Below are 17382 nucleotides of genomic sequence, written 5' to 3' on the forward strand. Positions count from 1 at the left end.
GTGCGCAAGATCATCACTTTCGCGTCCTGGCGGAAAGTCGAATGCGTGCACTTTGATGGCAAAAATCCCGTTAACCATTTTTTATCGCTTCCCGGTCAAATCTGCACCTCGTGAAAAAAGGGTCGAAATCCATTGAGCTAGTTTGGGAACAGGGGAAACATCATGGCTAACAGTATCAAGAGCGCGGAATTTCTCATGCAGGCCCGCCAGTCGCGCGCGGCCTATGGTTCTGCGGAAGAATGTTTCGATTTGGGCGTCGCCTATAGCTGCGGCACCGGCGACCTGCCGATAGACCTCATCGAAGCGCATAAATGGTTCAACCTCGCCGCGCTGCGCGGCAGTGAGCAAGGCCAGTCGATGCGCGCCGAAATCGCCGAGGAAATGACGGCGCGCCAGATCGCCGAAGCCCAGCGCCAGGCTCGCAGCCTGATCGCCGTCAGCCAGTTGCGCGCCGCCTGATCAGCCGCCTTTCCTGAACGGCGTTCGTTCGGCCAGCCACAGCCGGTCACGCTGTACGCCCTCCCGTTCGGCTGCCAGAAAATCGGCGACCGCCCGGCGAAAGCCGGCATTGGGCAGGAAATGCGCGGAAAAGGTCGGCTCCGGCGCATAGCCGCGCGCCAGCTTGTGGCCGCCCTGCGCGCCCGCCTCCACCTTGTGCAGGCCACGCGCGATCGCCGCGTCGATCGCCTGATAATAGCAAAGCTCGAAATGCAGGTTGGGCACATCCTGCGAACAACCCCAATATCGGCCATAGAGCGTGTCGCCACCGATCAGGTTGAGCGCGCCCGCGATCGGCTGCCCATCGCGCAGCGCCAGGATCAGCAGCACCTTGTCCGCCATCGTCTCCCCCAAAATGGAGAAGAAGGCGCGGGTCAGATAGGGCTGGCCCCATTTGCGCGCGCCGGTATCCTGGTAAAATTCCCAGAAAATATCCCAATGCGCCTCGGTCAGGTCGCCGCCGGTCAGGTGGACGATCTCCAGCCCTTCGACCGCACGGGCGCGTTCCTTGCGGATATTCTTGCGCTTCTCGCTCGACAGGTCGGTCAGGAAATCGGCGAAGCTGCCATAGCCCCGGTTGGTCCAGTGATATTGGCTGTCCTCGCGGATCAGCCAGCCCGCCGCCTCGAACAGCGGAACCTCCTCCGGCGCGATGAAGGTCGCATGGGCGGATGACAGTTCGTTGCGCTCCACCAGCATCTCGATCCCCGCGATCAGCGCGGGCGCCATTGCCTTGTCGCGCAGCAGCAGCCGGGGACCGGGCACGGGGGAAAAGGGCGCGGCGATCTGGATCTTGGGATAGTAACGCCCGCCTGCCCGTTCCCAGGCATCGGCCCAACTATGGTCGAACACATATTCGCCCTGACTGTGGCTCTTGCCATAGGCGGGCGCGGCAGCGGCGATCTGGCCGTCCGGTCCGTCGATCACGATCGGCAAGGGCTGCCAGCCGCTGCCTTCGCCGACACTTCCCGATCGCTCCAGGGCAACAAGAAAATCCCAACTTATGAATGGGTTAACTCGTCCTGCGCAGGCATCCCACTGCGCCCGGTCGAAATCCGCGACCCCTGATGCGATGCGCGCCACCACGTCAGTCACGGGACCACTCGAAAATGATCTGGTCGGCATGGGCGGCGGCGGTCGCCCGCTCGGCCTGACTGCGCACGCTCCATGTCAGCACGGGCATCCCCCTGGCTTGGGCATGGCGGGACAGGCGGGATGGCAGGTCGCGAATATCACAGGCCAGAAAGTCGGGCTTCGACAGCCAAAGTGCAAGAGCGCGTTCGATCGATCCGCGCAAACGCCCCTTGCCCTGCTGCGTCAGGACAAGGCCATTCACCTGTCCAACTCGCTGTCGCAAAAACCAGCGCATTGCCCATGGATTGAACGACATGATCGCGACCGGCGCACCGGGCCATGCCGCCAGATCGCGCGCAACGGCGCCGCAAACGGCCTCGACTCGTCGCCCCTCCGCCTTGATCTCGACCAGCAGCGGCGTGTGGTCCCCGCTTCGCGCCAGCAGCGCCGACAGGCGTGGGATCGCGCCGCCATCGGGCAGGGTGATCTGGTCCAATGTGGCGGCGTCCAGCGCCGCGACCGCCTCGTCGCGTCCGGCCATCCGCACCAGTGCGGCATCATGAAAGACGAAGGCGACGCCGTCCCGACTCGCCCGGACGTCGCATTCGATGCCGAACCCTCCGGCGATGGCGGCGTCGAACGCCGCCATCCCGTTTTCGCTCAGCACTTGCCCGTCCTTTGGCCCATGCAGCCCGCGATGGGCGAAGGGCCGGGCCATCAGCCAGTCAGGCCAGCGGCCAAAAGCCGCCAACCCGTCAGACCGTCGCTTTGACAAGAACGACCGCGTCGATCTCGACCACCGCGCCCAGCGGCAGCACCGGCACGCCGACCGCGCTGCGGGCATGCTTGCCAGCCTCGCCGAACACTTCGACCATCAGTTCCGACGCGCCATTGGCGACCTTGGGCTGGTCGGTGAAGGACGGCGCACTGCTGATGAAGGCGCCCAGCTTCACGATCCGCTCGACCCGGTCCAGCGACCCCAGCGCCGCCTTCATCTGCGCGATGAGGTTAAGGCCGCACACCCGCGCGGCGGCAACGCCATAGTCCAGGTCGCGATCCTCGCCCAGACGGCCGGTCATCAGTCCGTCGGGTGCCAGCGCGATCTGGCCGCTGATGTGCAGCAGGCCATTGGCCTCGACTGCGGCGACATAGGCTGCGACGGGCGCGGCGGCCTGCGGCAGGGTGATGCCCAATTCGGTCAGGCGGGCTTCGATGCTCATGAAAACACTCCTTGATTATTATCGATGTCGATCGGGGCCGGCCCTTGCGCCAGCTTGTCGATGATCCAGCGTTCGGCCGCCGCCCATTGATCGATCCGGGCATGAGCATAGGCCGCATCCTCGACATAATCTGCCATTTCCGGCTCGCCCACCAGATGCAGCCGCCAAACGTCGGGCGCGTGGGTGGACACCGAATGATGATGTTCGGCCAGATCGTCGATGAACACAGCGACGCTCGGCGCCCGCTCCGCGACGATCTTCGCCAGCGCGCGGCCCTTGCCACCCTGGTTCCAATGGACCGGCAGGTGCAGGCCATGGCTCGCCAACTGGTCGGCGCGTGGCTGACGATGCCGCTCGGTGATGTTGGTCAGCACGACGATATCGGCGATCGCCGACAACCGGTGCAGCGCCTCGATCGCGCCCGCGATCGGCATCTGCCGGTGCATCTCCGTCTCGAAAAAGCCCAGCAGCAACTCCCACACCAGCTCGCGCTCCACCACCACCCCACTATCCTTGTGGCGCAGCGCCTCGGCAAAGCCGCGCTCCTGCATATTGAAATGCACGTCATGCGTCTCGTCCAGCCACTGGCGGAACGGCACCACCATGTGCAGCAGCACCTCGTCGCAATCGGTGATGATCAGGGGACGGGTCATCGGTTCAATCTCTCCTGCGCCGCGATCAACGCGGCGGGGGTGGTGTCGATCGCTTCGGCGCAGGCGATCAGGTCCGGCTCATGGTCGGCCAGGAACGCCAGCACCGCGCTCAATATGGCCGGGTCGCCGATCCCTGCGCGCAACGCATCGACGTCCAGCCCCGTCAGCGACAGCAACCGCTCGGCGCGCGACCCGTCGCTCAGCGTCCATCCCAGCGCCATCAGCGCCAGTGTCGCATCGTCAGGATTGCTATCCCGCTTGCCATTCTGTGTGTCGGGTCGCATGATCGGCTTTCGGGGTGGAGCAGCTGTTCAGGCGCTCCAAAAGGCATTTTCGGACCGCGGGTGACTGGTGGCAAAGCGCGTGCTCGTTGTCGAGGACAACGAACTCAATCTCAAACTTTTTTGCGACCTGCTGCGCGCGCACGGGCATGAGGTGTTGCCGCTGCGCGACGGACGCGATGTGCTGGCGCAGGCGCAGGGCTTCCTGCCCGACCTCGTCATCACCGACATCCATCTGCCCCATGTCAGCGGGCTGGACCTCATCATATCGCTCAAGGCGGACGAACGGCTCTCTGCCGTGCCGATCATGGCCGTCACCGCCTATGCCGGGCAGGGGGATGAGGACCGGATTCGCGCGGCCGGCGCACAGGCCTATGTGTCCAAGCCCATTTCCGTGCTGCGCTTCGTCGAGCAGGTGAACGCGCTTCTGTAACGATCCCGCAACGCACTTCACTGGATCGTCATTTTCCTTTCATGCGGGCTACATCAACCTGCCCTTTCCGCGTCATTCTTCTGCGCCATCCCCCGTTGCGCAAGGGCGCGGCACGTTGCCGACAGCCTGTAGGCACAGGGGTAGTTTTTACATGTCTCATCTGACCGACGAAGCGCGCGCGCCCTATCGCGCCGCACAGCCCAGCATCGATATGGGCGACCAGAGCCTGGAAGCGATCGTCGCCGCCAATCCGGCGCGACGCTCCGTGCTGAAGAACGGCCTGCTGGGCCTCTCCATCCTCCCGCTGCTCGGCTCGCTCGCCGCCTGCGGTGACGACGACAATGATTCGAGCACGCCGACCCCGACACCGACCCCGACCCCGACGGACAGCTATGCGATCAGCTTCGCGCCCGTCGCCGCCAACATGAACGACACCGTGACCGTGCCCAGCGGCTACACCGTCGACATCCTGCTCAAGGCCGGCGATTCGATCGAGGCCGGCACGCCCTATTCGGGCAGTTTCCCGACGGCTGCCGATGCCGAAAAATGGGCCGGTGGCAATCATGACGGCATGGAATATTATGAACTGTCGGGCACCGACGCCAATAGCGGCGGCCTGCTGGCGACCAATTTCGAATTGCCCGACTTCAACATCCTGTTCGCCGACGGCCAGCCCGATCCCACCACCGCCACGGCCGAACAGCGCGCCATCGCCCTGTCGGCGGTAGGTGTGGGCGTGGTCGAAATCGCCAAGGGCTCGGACGGCAAATGGGCGGTGAAGGCCGGCTCCAAATATAACAAGCGCTACACCGGCAACAGCCTTTATCGCGCCAGCGGCCGCGCCGCCGGCCTGCTCTCGACCTCGATCAAGGGCACGCTGAACAACTGCTCGTCGGGCCGCACCCCCTGGGGCACCTATCTGACCTGCGAGGAAACGACCGACAATTATCTCGACCCTTCGCAGCCGGCGGAAAATTACGGCTGGGTGGTTGAAATCGACCCCTATCAGGAACTGGACGCGGCGACCAAGCGCACCGAGCTGGGCCGTTTCGACCATGAAAATACCGCCTATATGGCCGACAGCAACAGCCGCGTCGCTTTCTATATGGGGCATGACGGTACGCCGGGCTGTATCTACAAATTCGTCTGCGACCGCGCCTTCAGCAGCAGCAATCGCAGCCAGAACCGCGACATGCTCGATCATGGCACCCTCTATGTCGCCCGCTTCAACGCGGACGGCACCGGCGAATGGCGGGCACTGGTCCAGGGGCAGAACGGCCTCGTCGCCGGCGCGAGCGATCCGGGCAATGTCAGCCAGGGTCCGCAGACTCCGGCTGCGGTCGATTTCCGCAACCAGGCGGACGTCCTCATCAACACCATCTCGGCCGCCCGCGTTGCCGGCGGTACCGTCATGGACCGTCCGGAATGGATCACGGTCGCGCCCGACAACAGCGCCGTCTTCGTGACCCTGACCAACAACAGCAGCCGCGCGGTGGTGGACGCCGCCAATCCGCGTACCAAGAATCGCCACGGTCACATCATCAAGTTCAAGGAAGAGGGCAATTCGCCGCTCGCCATGAAGTTTAGCTGGGAAATCTTCCTGCTGGCGGGCGATCCGTCGCTGGCCGGCTTCGGCGACAAGCTGGAAGGCAATATCAACGGCGATACCTTCTCCAGCCCCGACGGCATTCGCATCGACCCCAAGGGGCGCCTGTGGGTCCAGACCGACCACAGCGTGCCCGGTACGTCGGGCAAGCCCGACACCACGATCGAGCAAGTCTTCGGCCAGAACGCGATGTTCTACATCGATCAGACCACCAAGAAGTCGTCGCGCTTCCTGGTCGGGCCGAAGGGCTGCGAGATCACCGGCCTTGCCTATACGCCGGACCTCAAGACCTTCTTCGTGAACATTCAGCATCCCACGGGCGACTGGCCGGTCGCCGGTCAGCAACCGCGTTCCTCGACCATCGTCGTGCGCCGCACCGACGCCAAGCCGGTCGGCAACTAAACGCTGTAAATACCCCTCTCGCTTGCGAGAGGGGCTAGGGGAGGGCCTGTGTCAGGCTCTCCCTTTTTTTGCGCACCGCAGTCGCACCCACGGAAACAGGAAAAGGCCCGCTCCCAACCGGGACGGGCCTTTTCCTGTTCGTCAGAAGCGACGGATCAAGCGCGCGGGCGCAAAGCCCGCAAGCGGCTTACTTGATCTTGGCTTCCTTGAATTCGACATGCTTGCGCACGACCGGGTCGTACTTGTTGAAGCTGAACTTCTCGGTCTTGGTGCGCGGATTCTTCTTGGTGACGTAGAAGAAACCAGTGTCAGCCGTGCTGACGAGACGGATCTTGACGGTTGCCGGCTTGGCCATGGCCCTATTCCCTGGTCTTGAAATGCGTAAAAAGAAAAGCGGCCCACAGCGGACCGCCCCGTTTCAGCGGTGGCCCTTGGGGCAGATTCGGCTCCCTGTCAAGGCTAGGGTCAGGAATCGGCGACCCGCAACCACGCTTTACATGGCTTTAACCAATCGGGCGCATGATCTCTCATGGGGCGACAGACGGGGGATTTCCCATGCGACATGATCCGAAACTGGCCATTTTGAGCGACCTGATGCGCCGGGTCGATGGGCTGGCGAGCCAGCGTGGCCATGTGTCCGCGCTCCGCATGCAGGACGAACTGGCCCAGATCCGCCATATCGCCCGCGCCTTTCGCCTCGACACGATCGAGCGGCTGGCCGGCACGCTCGAATCGGCCCTGTCGCTGCACGGCCTTGGCCCGATCGTGCTGTCCTATCTGGACCTGATGCGTGAGTCTCTTTCAGAAGACATGCCCGAAGTCGCTATTGTTCCGATGATCCCGCGCACGACCACGGTCGCCACCCTGCCCCTGCGCGCCTGATTCGTACGACCTGATGGACGCACTGCTCATCGCCCTGCTCGGCTGCCTGCTTGGTGAAATGGGCGACAAGAGCCAGTTGCTCGTCCTCGCGCTCGCCACCCGCTACAACCGCAACGGCGCGATCATTGCCGGCATCTGTATCGCCGCGATCGCCAACGCCGCCATATCCGCCTTTGCCGGTGCCTGGATCGGCCCGATGCTGGGGTCTGACGCTCGCCTGCTGTTCATGGCGCTCTCCGTCCTCTTTCTTGGGGCAGGCTTCTTCTGGCCGGTGCGCCAGCCTGATCCTTTAACCGGCTGGCGGCTTGGCGCGATCCTTACCACCGCCATCGGCCTCTTCATCCTGGGCTTTGGCGACGGCCCGCAATTCCTGATACTCGGCATCGCTACCCGCACCGCCGACCCCTGGCTGGCCGGCATCGGCGGCGCGCTGGGCGTCATCGCCGCGCTGGTGCCCGTCGTGCTGGCCCGCGACCGCTTGCTGGCCGTCCTGCCGCTGCGTGCGATCCGCTGGAGCGGCGGCGTGCTGATGCTGATCACCGGGGCGCTCATGGCCCTGTCGGCGGTCGGCCTGCTCTGATCGACTGGTTGGATCGGCCTGATCGGGATTTTGCACCGCAAAAAAATGGCACCAACTTGTCCCGCGATCATTATATGTCCGAAATCATTTCTCGCGAAACAGGAGGACATCGCATGACCGCCCCCGATCTGAAGACACCGACCGATCTCAAGAGCAATGCCACCAAGTCGGTGGCGGAAGCACTGAACGGCGCTCTGGCGGACAGCTATGCGCTGTACCTCAAGACCAAGAATTTCCACTGGCACGTCTCCGGCCCGCATTTCCGTGATTATCATCTGATGTTCGATGAACAGGCGACCGAAATCCTGGGCACGACCGACCTTATTGCAGAGCGCGTGCGCAAGACCGGCAACACCAGTCTGCGCTCCATCGGCGACATTGCCCGTCACCAGACGATCAAGGACAATGACGCCGAGTTCGTCGCTCCCGCCGATATGCTCAAGGAATTGCGCGATGATAATCTGGCGCTGGTCGAAACCTTCCGTGCCGTGAAGGCCGCTGCGACGGAAGCGGGCGACAACGCGACCGAGGGCATTGTCGACGACTGGACCGATCAGGCCGAACAGCGCGCCTGGTTCCTGTTCGAGGCGGCCCGCGGCGCCTGATTCGCCTTTGAGCCAAAGAAAAAGCCCACCGGCGCAACCGGTGGGCTTTTTTCATCATGGTCTGACGCAGATTACGCCTCGTCCACGACCGCGATCGCTACGATCTCGACTGCCTCGACCTTGCCGGCGAAATCCACCTTCTCGCCGACCTCAGCATCCATCATCGCGCGGGCAAGCGGGGACGAGAAGCTGATCCGCCCCTCATGCGGATTCGCCTCATCGTCGCCGACCAGCGCGACCATCTTCTCCTGCCGGTTCAGCCGATAAGTGACGCGCGTGCCGAAGGCGACAGTGTCCCCATCCGCCACCGGCCGCAATTCCGCCGTTGCCAGCCGCGTGCGCCAATAGCGCAGCACCCGCTTATGCTTCTTGGCCGCCTCTTCCTCCATGCCGGTAGTATCGACGGCTTCCAGCGCCTCGACCTTCTCCCGCGTCAGCCGCATGCCCCGCGCCGTCACCCAATTGGGACCGGACGGAATCGGCAGCTCGAACTTCGGCTCCATATGCTCATCATCGCTCTCGCGACGAAAGGCGACACTCACGACATCATTCTCCCGAGATATGCGGTTCCCCGGCGAACGCCGGGGTCCAGTCTGGTGCTGGAATCTGGACCCCGGCCTCCGCCGGGGTACGATCAGCCGCCGTCAGTCTTCATCGAAAAGTCCGGCCAGCTGCTCGACCATCGTGCCGCCCAACTGCTCGGCATCCATGATCGTCACGGCGCGCCGATAATAGCGCGTCACATCATGGCCGATGCCGATCGCGACCAGCTGCACCGGCGACTTATTCTCGATCCAGTCGATCACCTGCCGCAAATGCCGCTCCAGATAGGTGCCGCTGTTCACCGACAGGGTGCTGTCATCCACCGGCGCGCCATCGGAGATCACCATCAGGATGCGCCGCTCTTCATGCCGCGCTATCAGCCGGCTGTGCGCCCACAGCAGCGCCTCGCCGTCGATATTTTCCTTCAGCAGGCCTTCGCGCATCATCAGGCCCAGATTCTTGCGCGCGCGCCGCCACGGATCGTCGGCCTTCTTGTAGACGATATGGCGCAGGTCGTTCAAACGCCCCGGCATCGGCGGCCGCCCGGCGGCCAGCCATGCCTCGCGGCTCTGCCCGCCTTTCCACGCCCGCGTGGTGAAGCCCAAAATCTCGGTCTTGACCCCGCAGCGCTCCAGCGTGCGCGCCATGATGTCGGCGCTGATCGCCGCAATGCTGATCGGCCGCCCGCGCATGGAGCCTGAATTGTCGATCAGCAGTGTGACGACCGTATCGCGAAACTCCGTATCGCGCTCGATCTTGTACGACAGCGAGTGGGTGGGATCGATCACGATCCGCGCCAGCCGCGCCGCGTCCAGCATCCCTTCTTCCTGGTCGAAATCCCAGGATCGCGACTGCTGCGCCATCAATCGGCGCTGCAAGCGGTTGGCAAGCTTCGTCACCGCGCCCTGCAAGCTGACGAGCTGCTGATCCAGGAAGCCGCGCAGCCGCGCCAGTTCATCCTCGTCGCACAATTCTTCCGGCGCGACGACCTCGTCGAACTTGGTCGTGTAGGATTTATAGTCGAAGCCCGGCGGCAAATCGGACATCGGACGGTTCGGGCGGACCGGCATCATGCCTTCCTCGCCCATATCGTCCGCGCCTTCGTCGCTGTCGGCGTCGAAATCCTCGCTATAGTCGGTTTCGCCCTCTTCGGTGTCGCCGCCCTGATCCTCGGCGCGCGCCTCGGCGTTCATGTCGCTGTCGCCGGATTCCTCCTCGCCGCTCTCGCCTTCTTCCTGGTTGTCTTCCTGATCCTCGCCCTCGTCCTCGGCTTCGGGTTCTTCCGTATCGGGCGGCACATCGGCGTCGATCAGTTGCAGATGTTCCAGCATCGCCGTCGTCAGCTTCTGGAAAGCGCGCTGGTCGTCGATCGCCATGGTCAGCGCGTCCAGGTCGGAGCCCGCCTTGTCCTCGATCCACTGGTCGACCATGGCGACGCCCGCCGCCACATCCTTGGGGATGGGCTGACCTGTCAGCCGCTCGCGCACCTTGAGCGCCAGTGCGGTCGACAGCGGCACCTCGTCGGCCGAGCGCGCCCGGCGGATCGCGTCGGATTTCAGCCGCAGGTCCAGCGCATGATTGAGGTTGGCGCGCACGCCCTCCATCGACCGGGCGCCGATCGCCTCGACCCGCGCCTGCTCGACCGCGTCGAACACCGCGCGCGCGACCGCTTCCCCCGGCGCCGAGTTGGCATGGATCCTCGGATTATGATGACGCAGCTTCAGCGCGGACGCATCGGCAAAGCCACGCGCCAGCGCCACCTGATCGGCGGGCAGGGCACGACCGGGCGTCGGCACCTTGATCGCCTTGCCCACGGCGTGGGGCGTATCGGCGGTGAAGCCGACTTCGACCTCCGCGTCACGGGTGATCGCGCGCGCTACGCCGGACAGCACATCCTTGAAGGCATCGATGGGGGACCGTTCGCTCATGGAACCAGCAACGCCTCACGCAGCGCCGCCTGTTCGGCCACCCCTACGCCAAGCACATCGCGCAAATAGCCATCGACGCCGCCATGCAGCCTGTCGAAATGGTCGAACAGCGCCTCCAGATAGGCGGCGTCGGCGATCAGCAACGGCTCCAGCACATCCGCCCGCGCCGCTTTCATTCGGCTCAGGTGGCTCTCGCCCTGCGCCAGCCGCCACGTCCAGTCGGCATGGCTGTTGGTCAGCAGATAATCCTCGACGATGACGTCGCGCGACACGCCCAGCGCCGCCAGCACCATCGCCGCACCCGCACCGGTCCGGTCTTTGCCTGCCGAACAGTTGATCAGGATCGGCACATGGCCCGCCAGCATCTGCGCGAACATGGCGCGATAGGCTTCGGCATGCTCGGTCGCGATCTCGTGATAGACCGCCAGCATCGCTGCCCGCATGTCCGCAGCGGTAGTCCGCTCCTCGCGCATCATGTCCACCAGCACGCCGGTCGCCCCGCTATAATCGCGGCAATAATAATCGACCGTGGCATCATGCCAGCTTGTCGGCTCCGACCGGCGCTCGCCCTGCCGCCGGAAATCGCAGATCGCGCGAATGCCCAGCGCCTGCAATTGCGCGCTGTCCTCCGGCGTCAGCAGCGCCATCGTGCCCGACCGGTACAGCATGCCGCGCCGGATCGTGCGGCCGTCCGACGTCGGATAGCCGCCGAAATCACGCAGGTTGAACGCGCTGGCCAATGGCAGTCCGCCGCGTTCCATCACCGCCTCCCCGCTCATGGCCGCTCCGGATCGCCGACGCGCGGCACCGCGATCGTCTCGATCTGCGTCTCGACCTCGCTCATCAGCTTGTGGACCGGGCATTTCGCTGCCACCGCGATCAGCTTGTCATGCTGCTCGTCGCTCATGTCTCCGGTCAGGGCGATGCGCGTGGTCAACTTGTAGATGCCCTTGCGCTCCTGGCTCGCATCGCGAACCACGCCGACATGGATGGCCTCCACCGGAATGGCGTTGCGTTGCGCATACCAGAGCATCGTCATCGCCTTGCACGCGCCCAGCGCCGTATCATAAAGGTCATGCGGGTCCGGCCCGGCATCATCCCCGTCCGGCGCCGACATGTCGGCGACGATTTCATGGCCCCGGATGCTGATCCGGTGCGCGGTCCCGCCTGCTGGGTCGATCCGTTCGACGACGATCATGGGAAACTCCCGCCAAAATGGTCGGCGCGAACGCTCAGTTCGCCCGGCTCGCCACGCTTTCCGGCAAGTCCTTGCCGAACACGCGCTGATAATATTCGGCGACCAGCGCCCGTTCAGCTTCATCGCATTTGTTGAGGAAGCTCAGACGGAAGGCGAAGCCGACATTCTTGAAGATCAGCGCATTCTGCGCCCAACTGATCACGGTACGCGGCGACATGACGGTCGAAATATCGCCGTTGATGAAGCCCTGCCGCGTCAGTTCGGCCACCTTGATCATGCTCTCGACTTCCTTGCGGCCGCCCTCATGATCATATTCGCCCGACTTGGCCAGCACCACCTGCGCCTCGGTCGCGGCAGGCAGGTAATTCAATGCCACCACCAGATTCCACCGGTCCATCTGGCCCTGGTTGATCTGCTGCGTGCCATGATACAGGCCCGTCGTGTCGCCCAGACCCACCGTATTGGCGGTCGCGAACAGGCGGAAATGCGGGTTCGGCCGGATCACGCGATTCTGGTCCAGCAGCGTCATCTTGCCGTCGGTTTCCAGCACGCGCTGGATCACGAACATCACGTCCGGGCGCCCCGCATCATATTCGTCGAACACCAGCGCGACCGGGCGCTGCAAGGCCCATGGCAACAACCCTTCCTTGAACTGTGTCACCTGCTGCCCGTCCTGCAACACGATGGCGTCGCGCCCGACCAGGTCGATACGGCTGATATGCGCGTCCAGATTGATGCGGATACACGGCCATTTCAGGCGCGCGGCGATCTGTTCGATATGGCTCGACTTGCCGGTGCCATGATAGCCCTGCACCATGACGCGGCGATTATACGCAAAGCCCGCCAGGATCGCCAGCGTGGTGTCCGGGTCGAACACATAGGCGGGGTCGAGGTCGGGCACGCGCTCGTCGGCCTCCGAAAAGGCCGGGATCTTCATATCGACATCGATGCCGAAAATCTCCCGCGCATCCACTTCGCGGTCGGGCGCTTCCAGCAGCGTTTCGGCGCGGGTGTCAGGCTGGACGTTGGAAATATCGGTCATCGGGTCCGTCATCTTTCTGCGAGTCAGTCGCGCCCTAACCCAGATTCAAAGCGCGTGTCGATAGAGTGGGGCTTTGCAACGCGCCGATCAAGCGGCCCATTCCGCCAAATTGGCTTCCTCGCCTATCAGCGCCAGCCCATGAGCGATGGAGGTCAGTTCGCCCCCGGTCGCCAGCCGATCGTCGCCGAAACGGCGGCGGAAAATGTCGCGGATCGCCGGGATCAGCGATGATCCACCGGTCAGGAAGACCCGGTCGATGCTATCGGGGGTCACATCGGCCTTGGCCAGCGCCTTGTCCACCGTCGCCTCGATCCGGGCGATGTCGGGCGCGATCCAGCCTTCGAAATCAGCGCGCGACACGGCCTGTTCGATCTCCAGCCCGCCACCCGAGAAGCGGAAGGTCGCGCTCTCCTGTTCCGACAGCGCCCGTTTCAGCGCGCCGACCGCATCATAGAGCGGGTAGCCCAGTTCCTTTTCGATCACCGTCATCATCCGGCCGATCGCCACCGGCTCGTCGGCCGCCTTCTGCAACCGCGCCAGTTCGTCCATCGTCCGGCGATTGCGCATCAGCGCCAGCCGCGACCAGTCGGCGAAGTCGGCGAAATAGCTGCGCGGGATCTCCAGTGTCTTGCCGAAACTCTGATAACTGCCACCCTTGCCCAGCATCGGCAGCACCAGATTGTCGAGGATGCGATAGTCGAACCGATCACCGGCCAGCCCGATACCGGTCGACCCCAGCGGCACGCAGCGCCGCGCCGCGCCCGGCGCCTCGACCCGCACCAGCGAAAAATCGCTGGTGCCGCCGCCAAAGTCGGCGACCAATATGGTGGCGGCCTGGTCGATCCGGCTGGCATAGCTGAACGCCGCGCCCAGCGGCTCATAGACATAATGAACCTCCGTGCCGAACCCTGCGAACATCGCGTCATAGCGTTTGCGCGCCAGCGCTTCGTCCGGCCGCGAGCCGGCATATTCGACTGGTCGTCCGACGACGATCCGCTGGGGCCGCCCATTCGGTCCAGCGTCCAGCATGCCGCCGGCACGGCCGATCATCCGCTGCAAGAACATCTGCCCCAGTTCCTCGAAGCGGAACCGCTTCTCGAACACATTGGCCGTCTCGAAAATCGGGCTGGCCGCCACCGACTTGAACGATTGCAGGAAGCGGCTGTCTTCGGGATATTCCATATATTCCGCGATCGCCCATGGCCCCGCCTCATGCGCCATGCCGCCCTTCACCGCTTCGTCATGCCAGAAGCAGAGCGCCGACCGGAACACCGCGCCGGTCGCCTGATCGCCGACAAACTCCACCAGTTGCGACTCTCCGCCCGCCGCCAGCGCGGCCACGCTGTTGGTGGTGCCGAAATCGAGGCCCAGCGCGCGCGGCACCTGCTGCATGGAAAATCTCCGGGGGGTTCTGAAGGGCCGGGCGCTATGACAGCCCCGCTTCGTCCGGGCAAGGGCTACGCTGTCCTACAGCATCGTCCTCTGGTAGAAAGGCGACCGGCTCTTTCTCGCGGTCCGCTCTTCTCCCACCCTCGCAGCAAAATTTCCTATCCCCGCACGATAATGTCAAAACTTGCGGGAAAAGTGCGAAGTTAAGCGAAAACCGATGCCTTCTTCAAATGACCATAGGCTTCGATCACGCTTTGTAACGCACCTTCATGGCTGCGATCACCGCCATTATGATCGGGATGATAGCGGCGCAGCAATATGGTATAGCGCGTCCGCAAGCCCTTGCGGTCGGTGTCGATGGGCAAGCCCATCACCGACAGCGCCTTGCGATCCTCCGCAGACAGGAATTTCCCGTCCTGCCGCACCTGCGCGTCGGCCTTCGCCTTGGCCATCCGTTCCCTGAACCTGGCGCCGATCGCGTCGAGCGGATCGGAAAAATCCGCCCATTTGGGTGGCGGGCTATGCGCGTTGGAGGAAAAAGCCCGCGTCTCCCGCTCCCACCCGGCATAGGGGCGCTGGGCGGCGGTGATCTCGTCTGGCGACATGCCGGTGAAGAAATTATAGCCCTGATTGAACGCCTTCACATGCTCCAGGCAGAACCAGCGCCAGCGTGGACCTTCGTCGCCCGGCCGGGCGCTGCCCTCCGCGGGCGGCGCGCGGAATTCGCCCGGCTCCGGGCATCCGGGCGCGGCGCAGGGCCGGTCGCCCTCCACCCGTCCATGGAAACGGTTGAAACGGCGTGTCGAGAAAGGGTCGCTGCTCAAGATTGTCCTGATGATCTGGCTGGCAAAGCGGCCTATATAGGAAAGATGACCACAGACCTCAAAGGCCCCGTTGCCATCGAAATCGAGGCGCGGCTGCGCGCCGCCCTCTCGCCCGACCATCTCGCCGTCATCAACGACAGCGAAAAGCATCGCGGCCATGCCGGCCATGACGGCTCGGGCGAAAGCCATTTCACGGTGGACATCGTGTCCGACCGTTTCATCGGCCAGAATCGCGTTGCCCGCCAGCGCCTCGTGAATAGCGCGCTCGCCGACCTGCTGGTTGAAAAGGTCCACGCCCTCGCCATCAAGGCCCGCGCACCCGGAGAAGCATGATGACGCCGGACGATCTCATTATCCAGACGATTACGCCCACGACGCATGATCTGGGCGATTTCAAGGTGCACCGGTCCTTGCCGGTCAAGGGGCGCACGATGGTCGGCCCCTTCATCTTCTTCGATCAGGCCGGGCCTGCGAAGATCGGTGCGGGGCAAGGGATCGACGTGCGCCCGCACCCGCACATCAACCTCGCCACCGTCACATATATGTATGAAGGCGCCTTCCTTCATCGCGATTCCCTCGGCACCGAGCAACTGATTGAGGCCGGGGCGGTCAACCTGATGACGGCGGGCAAGGGCATCGTCCATTCCGAACGTTCGCCGGACGAGGATCGCGCGAAAATATCGAAGCTGTCGGCGATCCAGACCTGGCTCGCCTTGCCCGACCGGTTCGAGGAGATGGACCCGGCCTTTGAACATGTCGGCGAAGGCGGCATGCCGGTCATTGACGACGGCCATGTCCGCGCGCGCGTCATCATGGGATCGCTCTGGGGCGAAACCTCACCCGTCACCACCTACGCCCAGACCATCTATGCCGATATTCAGCTCTCGCCGGGTGGCCGGATCGCCATCGACCCGTCCGCCGACGAACGCGCCCTCTATGTGTCGGGCGGCGATGCCGCGCTGGACGGCGTGATGCTTATGCCGCAGACGCTCTATGTCCTGCGCCCCGGCACCTCCGCTACGCTGATGAGCGTCGATGGCGGCCGCGTCGTGCTGTGCGGCGGGGAGGCCTTCACCAGCCCGCGCCATGTCTGGTGGAATTTCGTGGCCTCGACCCAGGACCGGCTGATGCAGGCGCGGGAGGATTGGGATGCGATGCGCTTCCCGCTGATCCCCGGCGACGATCAGGAGTATATTCCGATTCCGCAGGGCCGGCCGAAGACGGTCAGCTATCCCTGATTACTGAACGAAAGTCAGCGAGAGATTTTCGGCATTTTTCGGAATGTCGATCCGGCTCTCGTTGATCGACGCTTCTTCGCCGGGTTTCAGCCGGGTCTTGTCCGCCTTGGTGGTCCAACTGAACACCAGCCGGTTCTGCCGATCGCGCAATTGCACCAGCACCGGCGGCACCGGCAGCGCCTGCGTGCCGCTGTTCACGATCCGCGCACCAAAGGCGAAATATTCCTCGCCCGTCGGCAGCTTGCGGCGTTCCGCCGGATTGGACAGGTAGAAGAGCAGGTCGGGATCGCCCTCTTCGGCGACCAAACCCATCGACACCATCCAGGCCGGGGGGCCGAAATAGGTGAAGGCGCCGCCCAATGCGGCGACGATCAGGCAGAAGCCGATCGCGGCATAGGTCCACAGCTTGAGGGGATTGCGCCGCGCCTTGACGGCCGGGACGGAGGCGAAGGGGCTTTCTTCGGCTGGGTCGACCCGTGCCCCGGCATAGATATCGTCGAAGCGATGATCGGTCGGAGGCGCAACCGGTGCTTCGACGGGTGAAGTGACCGACGGTTCGGCCGCCACCGCAGCGTCTTCCTCCACGACCGGATCAGGCGCGACCACCGGCGGTGGCGGTGCCACAGAGGCCGGCGAAGGGGCAGGAGGCGCGACAGGTTCGGGCGTCGCTGCTGGCGCTTCGACCGGTGCGGCAGCGACCGGCGTTTCGCGTTCGGGCAGGACAGGCGGGGCCTGGAACCAGCTATGCTTGCAGGCGGCGCAGCGGACCTGGCGGCCGTTAGTACCGACGGCGCTGTCGGGCACGACATAACGGGTCGCGCAATTGGGGCACACCAGGATCATTTCGCTTCATAGGCACGGCAGGGACTCGGGCGCAAGATACCAACGACGACCCGAGTCATTCTGCCGCGACTCGCGGCATCGTGCGGCGCGGGCTTTACGGCGGGGCGCCCGCTGTGCCATGGCTGCTGCTTCGGGAAGCAGGG

At 64.2% G+C, this 17382-nt stretch carries 22 protein-coding genes; 8 read left to right on the top strand and 14 right to left on the bottom strand.

Features of this window, described 5'->3' with window-relative positions; genetic code table 11:
- Positions 1–162: 162 nt before the first annotated feature.
- The gene (locus ASE85_RS18790; protein ID WP_056692210.1) at positions 163–459 is read left to right on the top strand and encodes a hypothetical protein; all 297 of its coding nucleotides are present in this window, start codon (positions 163–165) and stop codon (positions 457–459) included.
- On the opposite strand, the gene ASE85_RS18795 is transcribed toward ASE85_RS18790, so the two are convergent.
- From ASE85_RS18795 to ASE85_RS18815, 5 genes are all read right to left on the bottom strand, one after another.
- Entirely contained in the window at positions 460–1593 is a 1134-nt protein-coding gene (locus tag ASE85_RS18795; RefSeq protein ID WP_056692213.1) for a GNAT family N-acetyltransferase, read from the bottom strand.
- On the bottom strand, positions 1586–2221 hold the full coding sequence (locus ASE85_RS18800) for a glycerophosphodiester phosphodiesterase family protein (protein WP_056692650.1): 636 nt from the start codon (positions 2219–2221) through the stop codon (positions 1586–1588). The genes ASE85_RS18795 and ASE85_RS18800 overlap by 8 nt, the downstream gene beginning before the upstream one ends.
- Before the next feature lie 106 nt (positions 2222–2327).
- Positions 2328–2792: a RidA family protein gene (locus tag ASE85_RS18805; RefSeq protein ID WP_056692216.1), complete on the bottom strand. Its 465-nt coding sequence runs from the start codon at positions 2790–2792 to the stop codon at positions 2328–2330.
- Complete coding sequence (locus ASE85_RS18810; protein WP_056692218.1) at positions 2789–3445, bottom strand: hypothetical protein; 657 nt, start codon at positions 3443–3445, stop codon at positions 2789–2791. Before ASE85_RS18810 ends, ASE85_RS18805 begins: the two co-directional genes overlap by 4 nt.
- Positions 3442–3729 (bottom strand): DUF3572 domain-containing protein, encoded by a 288-nt coding sequence (locus ASE85_RS18815; protein ID WP_056692221.1) that lies wholly within the window; start codon positions 3727–3729, stop codon positions 3442–3444. The genes ASE85_RS18810 and ASE85_RS18815 overlap by 4 nt, the downstream gene beginning before the upstream one ends.
- A gap of 67 nt (positions 3730–3796) precedes the next feature.
- Here ASE85_RS18815 and ASE85_RS18820 point away from each other — a divergent pair, with 67 nt between their 5' ends.
- Together ASE85_RS18820 and ASE85_RS18825 are read left to right on the top strand one after the other, a co-directional pair.
- Entirely contained in the window at positions 3797–4159 is a 363-nt protein-coding gene (locus tag ASE85_RS18820; RefSeq protein ID WP_184269024.1) for a response regulator, read from the top strand.
- 151 nt (positions 4160–4310) lie between these two features.
- Entirely contained in the window at positions 4311–6167 is a 1857-nt protein-coding gene (locus tag ASE85_RS18825; protein ID WP_056692224.1) for a PhoX family protein, read from the top strand.
- 187 nt (positions 6168–6354) lie between these two features.
- Here the strand turns inward: ASE85_RS18825 and rpmG are convergent, their stop codons facing one another.
- A complete protein-coding gene (gene rpmG, locus ASE85_RS18830) occupies positions 6355–6522 on the bottom strand; it encodes a 50S ribosomal protein L33 (protein ID WP_043154839.1) in 168 nt (55 codons plus the stop codon).
- 200 nt (positions 6523–6722) lie between these two features.
- On the opposite strand from rpmG, the gene ASE85_RS18835 reads away from it, so the two are divergent.
- The 3 genes from ASE85_RS18835 to ASE85_RS18845 all read left to right on the top strand — a co-directional run bounded on the left by ASE85_RS18835 (position 6723) and on the right by ASE85_RS18845 (position 8234).
- Positions 6723–7049: a hypothetical protein gene (locus ASE85_RS18835; RefSeq protein WP_056692227.1), complete on the top strand. Its 327-nt coding sequence runs from the start codon at positions 6723–6725 to the stop codon at positions 7047–7049.
- 13 nt (positions 7050–7062) lie between these two features.
- Complete coding sequence (locus tag ASE85_RS18840) at positions 7063–7629, top strand: TMEM165/GDT1 family protein (protein WP_056692230.1); 567 nt, start codon at positions 7063–7065, stop codon at positions 7627–7629.
- Positions 7630–7742: 113 nt separating this feature from the next.
- Positions 7743–8234 carry a Dps family protein gene (locus tag ASE85_RS18845; protein WP_056692656.1) on the top strand — a complete coding sequence of 164 codons (492 nt, stop codon included), beginning with the start codon at positions 7743–7745 and terminating at the stop codon, positions 8232–8234.
- 71 nt (positions 8235–8305) lie between these two features.
- On the opposite strand, the gene ASE85_RS18850 is transcribed toward ASE85_RS18845, so the two are convergent.
- From ASE85_RS18850 to ASE85_RS18880, 7 genes are all read right to left on the bottom strand, one after another.
- Entirely contained in the window at positions 8306–8776 is a 471-nt protein-coding gene (locus ASE85_RS18850; protein WP_056692234.1) for a GreA/GreB family elongation factor, read from the bottom strand.
- 102 nt (positions 8777–8878) lie between these two features.
- Entirely contained in the window at positions 8879–10705 is a 1827-nt protein-coding gene (cobT, locus tag ASE85_RS18855) for a cobaltochelatase subunit CobT (RefSeq protein WP_056692237.1), read from the bottom strand.
- The gene (locus tag ASE85_RS18860) at positions 10702–11484 is read right to left on the bottom strand and encodes a tyrosine-protein phosphatase (RefSeq protein WP_056692240.1); all 783 of its coding nucleotides are present in this window, start codon (positions 11482–11484) and stop codon (positions 10702–10704) included. The genes cobT and ASE85_RS18860 overlap by 4 nt, the downstream gene beginning before the upstream one ends.
- The gene (locus tag ASE85_RS18865; protein ID WP_056692242.1) at positions 11481–11903 is read right to left on the bottom strand and encodes an OsmC family protein; all 423 of its coding nucleotides are present in this window, start codon (positions 11901–11903) and stop codon (positions 11481–11483) included. The genes ASE85_RS18860 and ASE85_RS18865 overlap by 4 nt, the downstream gene beginning before the upstream one ends.
- A gap of 34 nt (positions 11904–11937) precedes the next feature.
- The gene (gene cobS / locus ASE85_RS18870) at positions 11938–12945 is read right to left on the bottom strand and encodes a cobaltochelatase subunit CobS (RefSeq protein ID WP_056692659.1); all 1008 of its coding nucleotides are present in this window, start codon (positions 12943–12945) and stop codon (positions 11938–11940) included.
- A gap of 87 nt (positions 12946–13032) precedes the next feature.
- Positions 13033–14337, bottom strand: a complete 1305-nt coding sequence (locus ASE85_RS18875; RefSeq protein ID WP_056692245.1) for an Hsp70 family protein — start codon at positions 14335–14337, stop codon at positions 13033–13035.
- A gap of 200 nt (positions 14338–14537) precedes the next feature.
- Positions 14538–15158, bottom strand: a complete 621-nt coding sequence (locus tag ASE85_RS18880) for a J domain-containing protein (protein ID WP_056692248.1) — start codon at positions 15156–15158, stop codon at positions 14538–14540.
- Between the two features lie 45 nt (positions 15159–15203).
- Here ASE85_RS18880 and ASE85_RS18885 point away from each other — a divergent pair, with 45 nt between their 5' ends.
- A complete protein-coding gene (locus ASE85_RS18885) occupies positions 15204–15491 on the top strand; it encodes a BolA family protein (protein WP_056692251.1) in 288 nt (95 codons plus the stop codon).
- Positions 15491–16396, top strand: coding sequence for a pirin family protein (locus ASE85_RS18890; RefSeq protein WP_056692662.1), 906 nt, complete (start codon positions 15491–15493; stop codon positions 16394–16396). The genes ASE85_RS18885 and ASE85_RS18890 overlap by 1 nt, the downstream gene beginning before the upstream one ends.
- Here the strand turns inward: ASE85_RS18890 and ASE85_RS18895 are convergent, their stop codons facing one another.
- Positions 16397–17239 carry a zinc-ribbon domain-containing protein gene (locus ASE85_RS18895; protein WP_056692254.1) on the bottom strand — a complete coding sequence of 281 codons (843 nt, stop codon included), beginning with the start codon at positions 17237–17239 and terminating at the stop codon, positions 16397–16399.
- Positions 17240–17382 lie beyond the last annotated feature (143 nt).

The organism is Sphingobium sp. Leaf26 (assembly GCF_001421665.1).
Classification (GTDB): domain Bacteria; phylum Pseudomonadota; class Alphaproteobacteria; order Sphingomonadales; family Sphingomonadaceae; genus Sphingobium.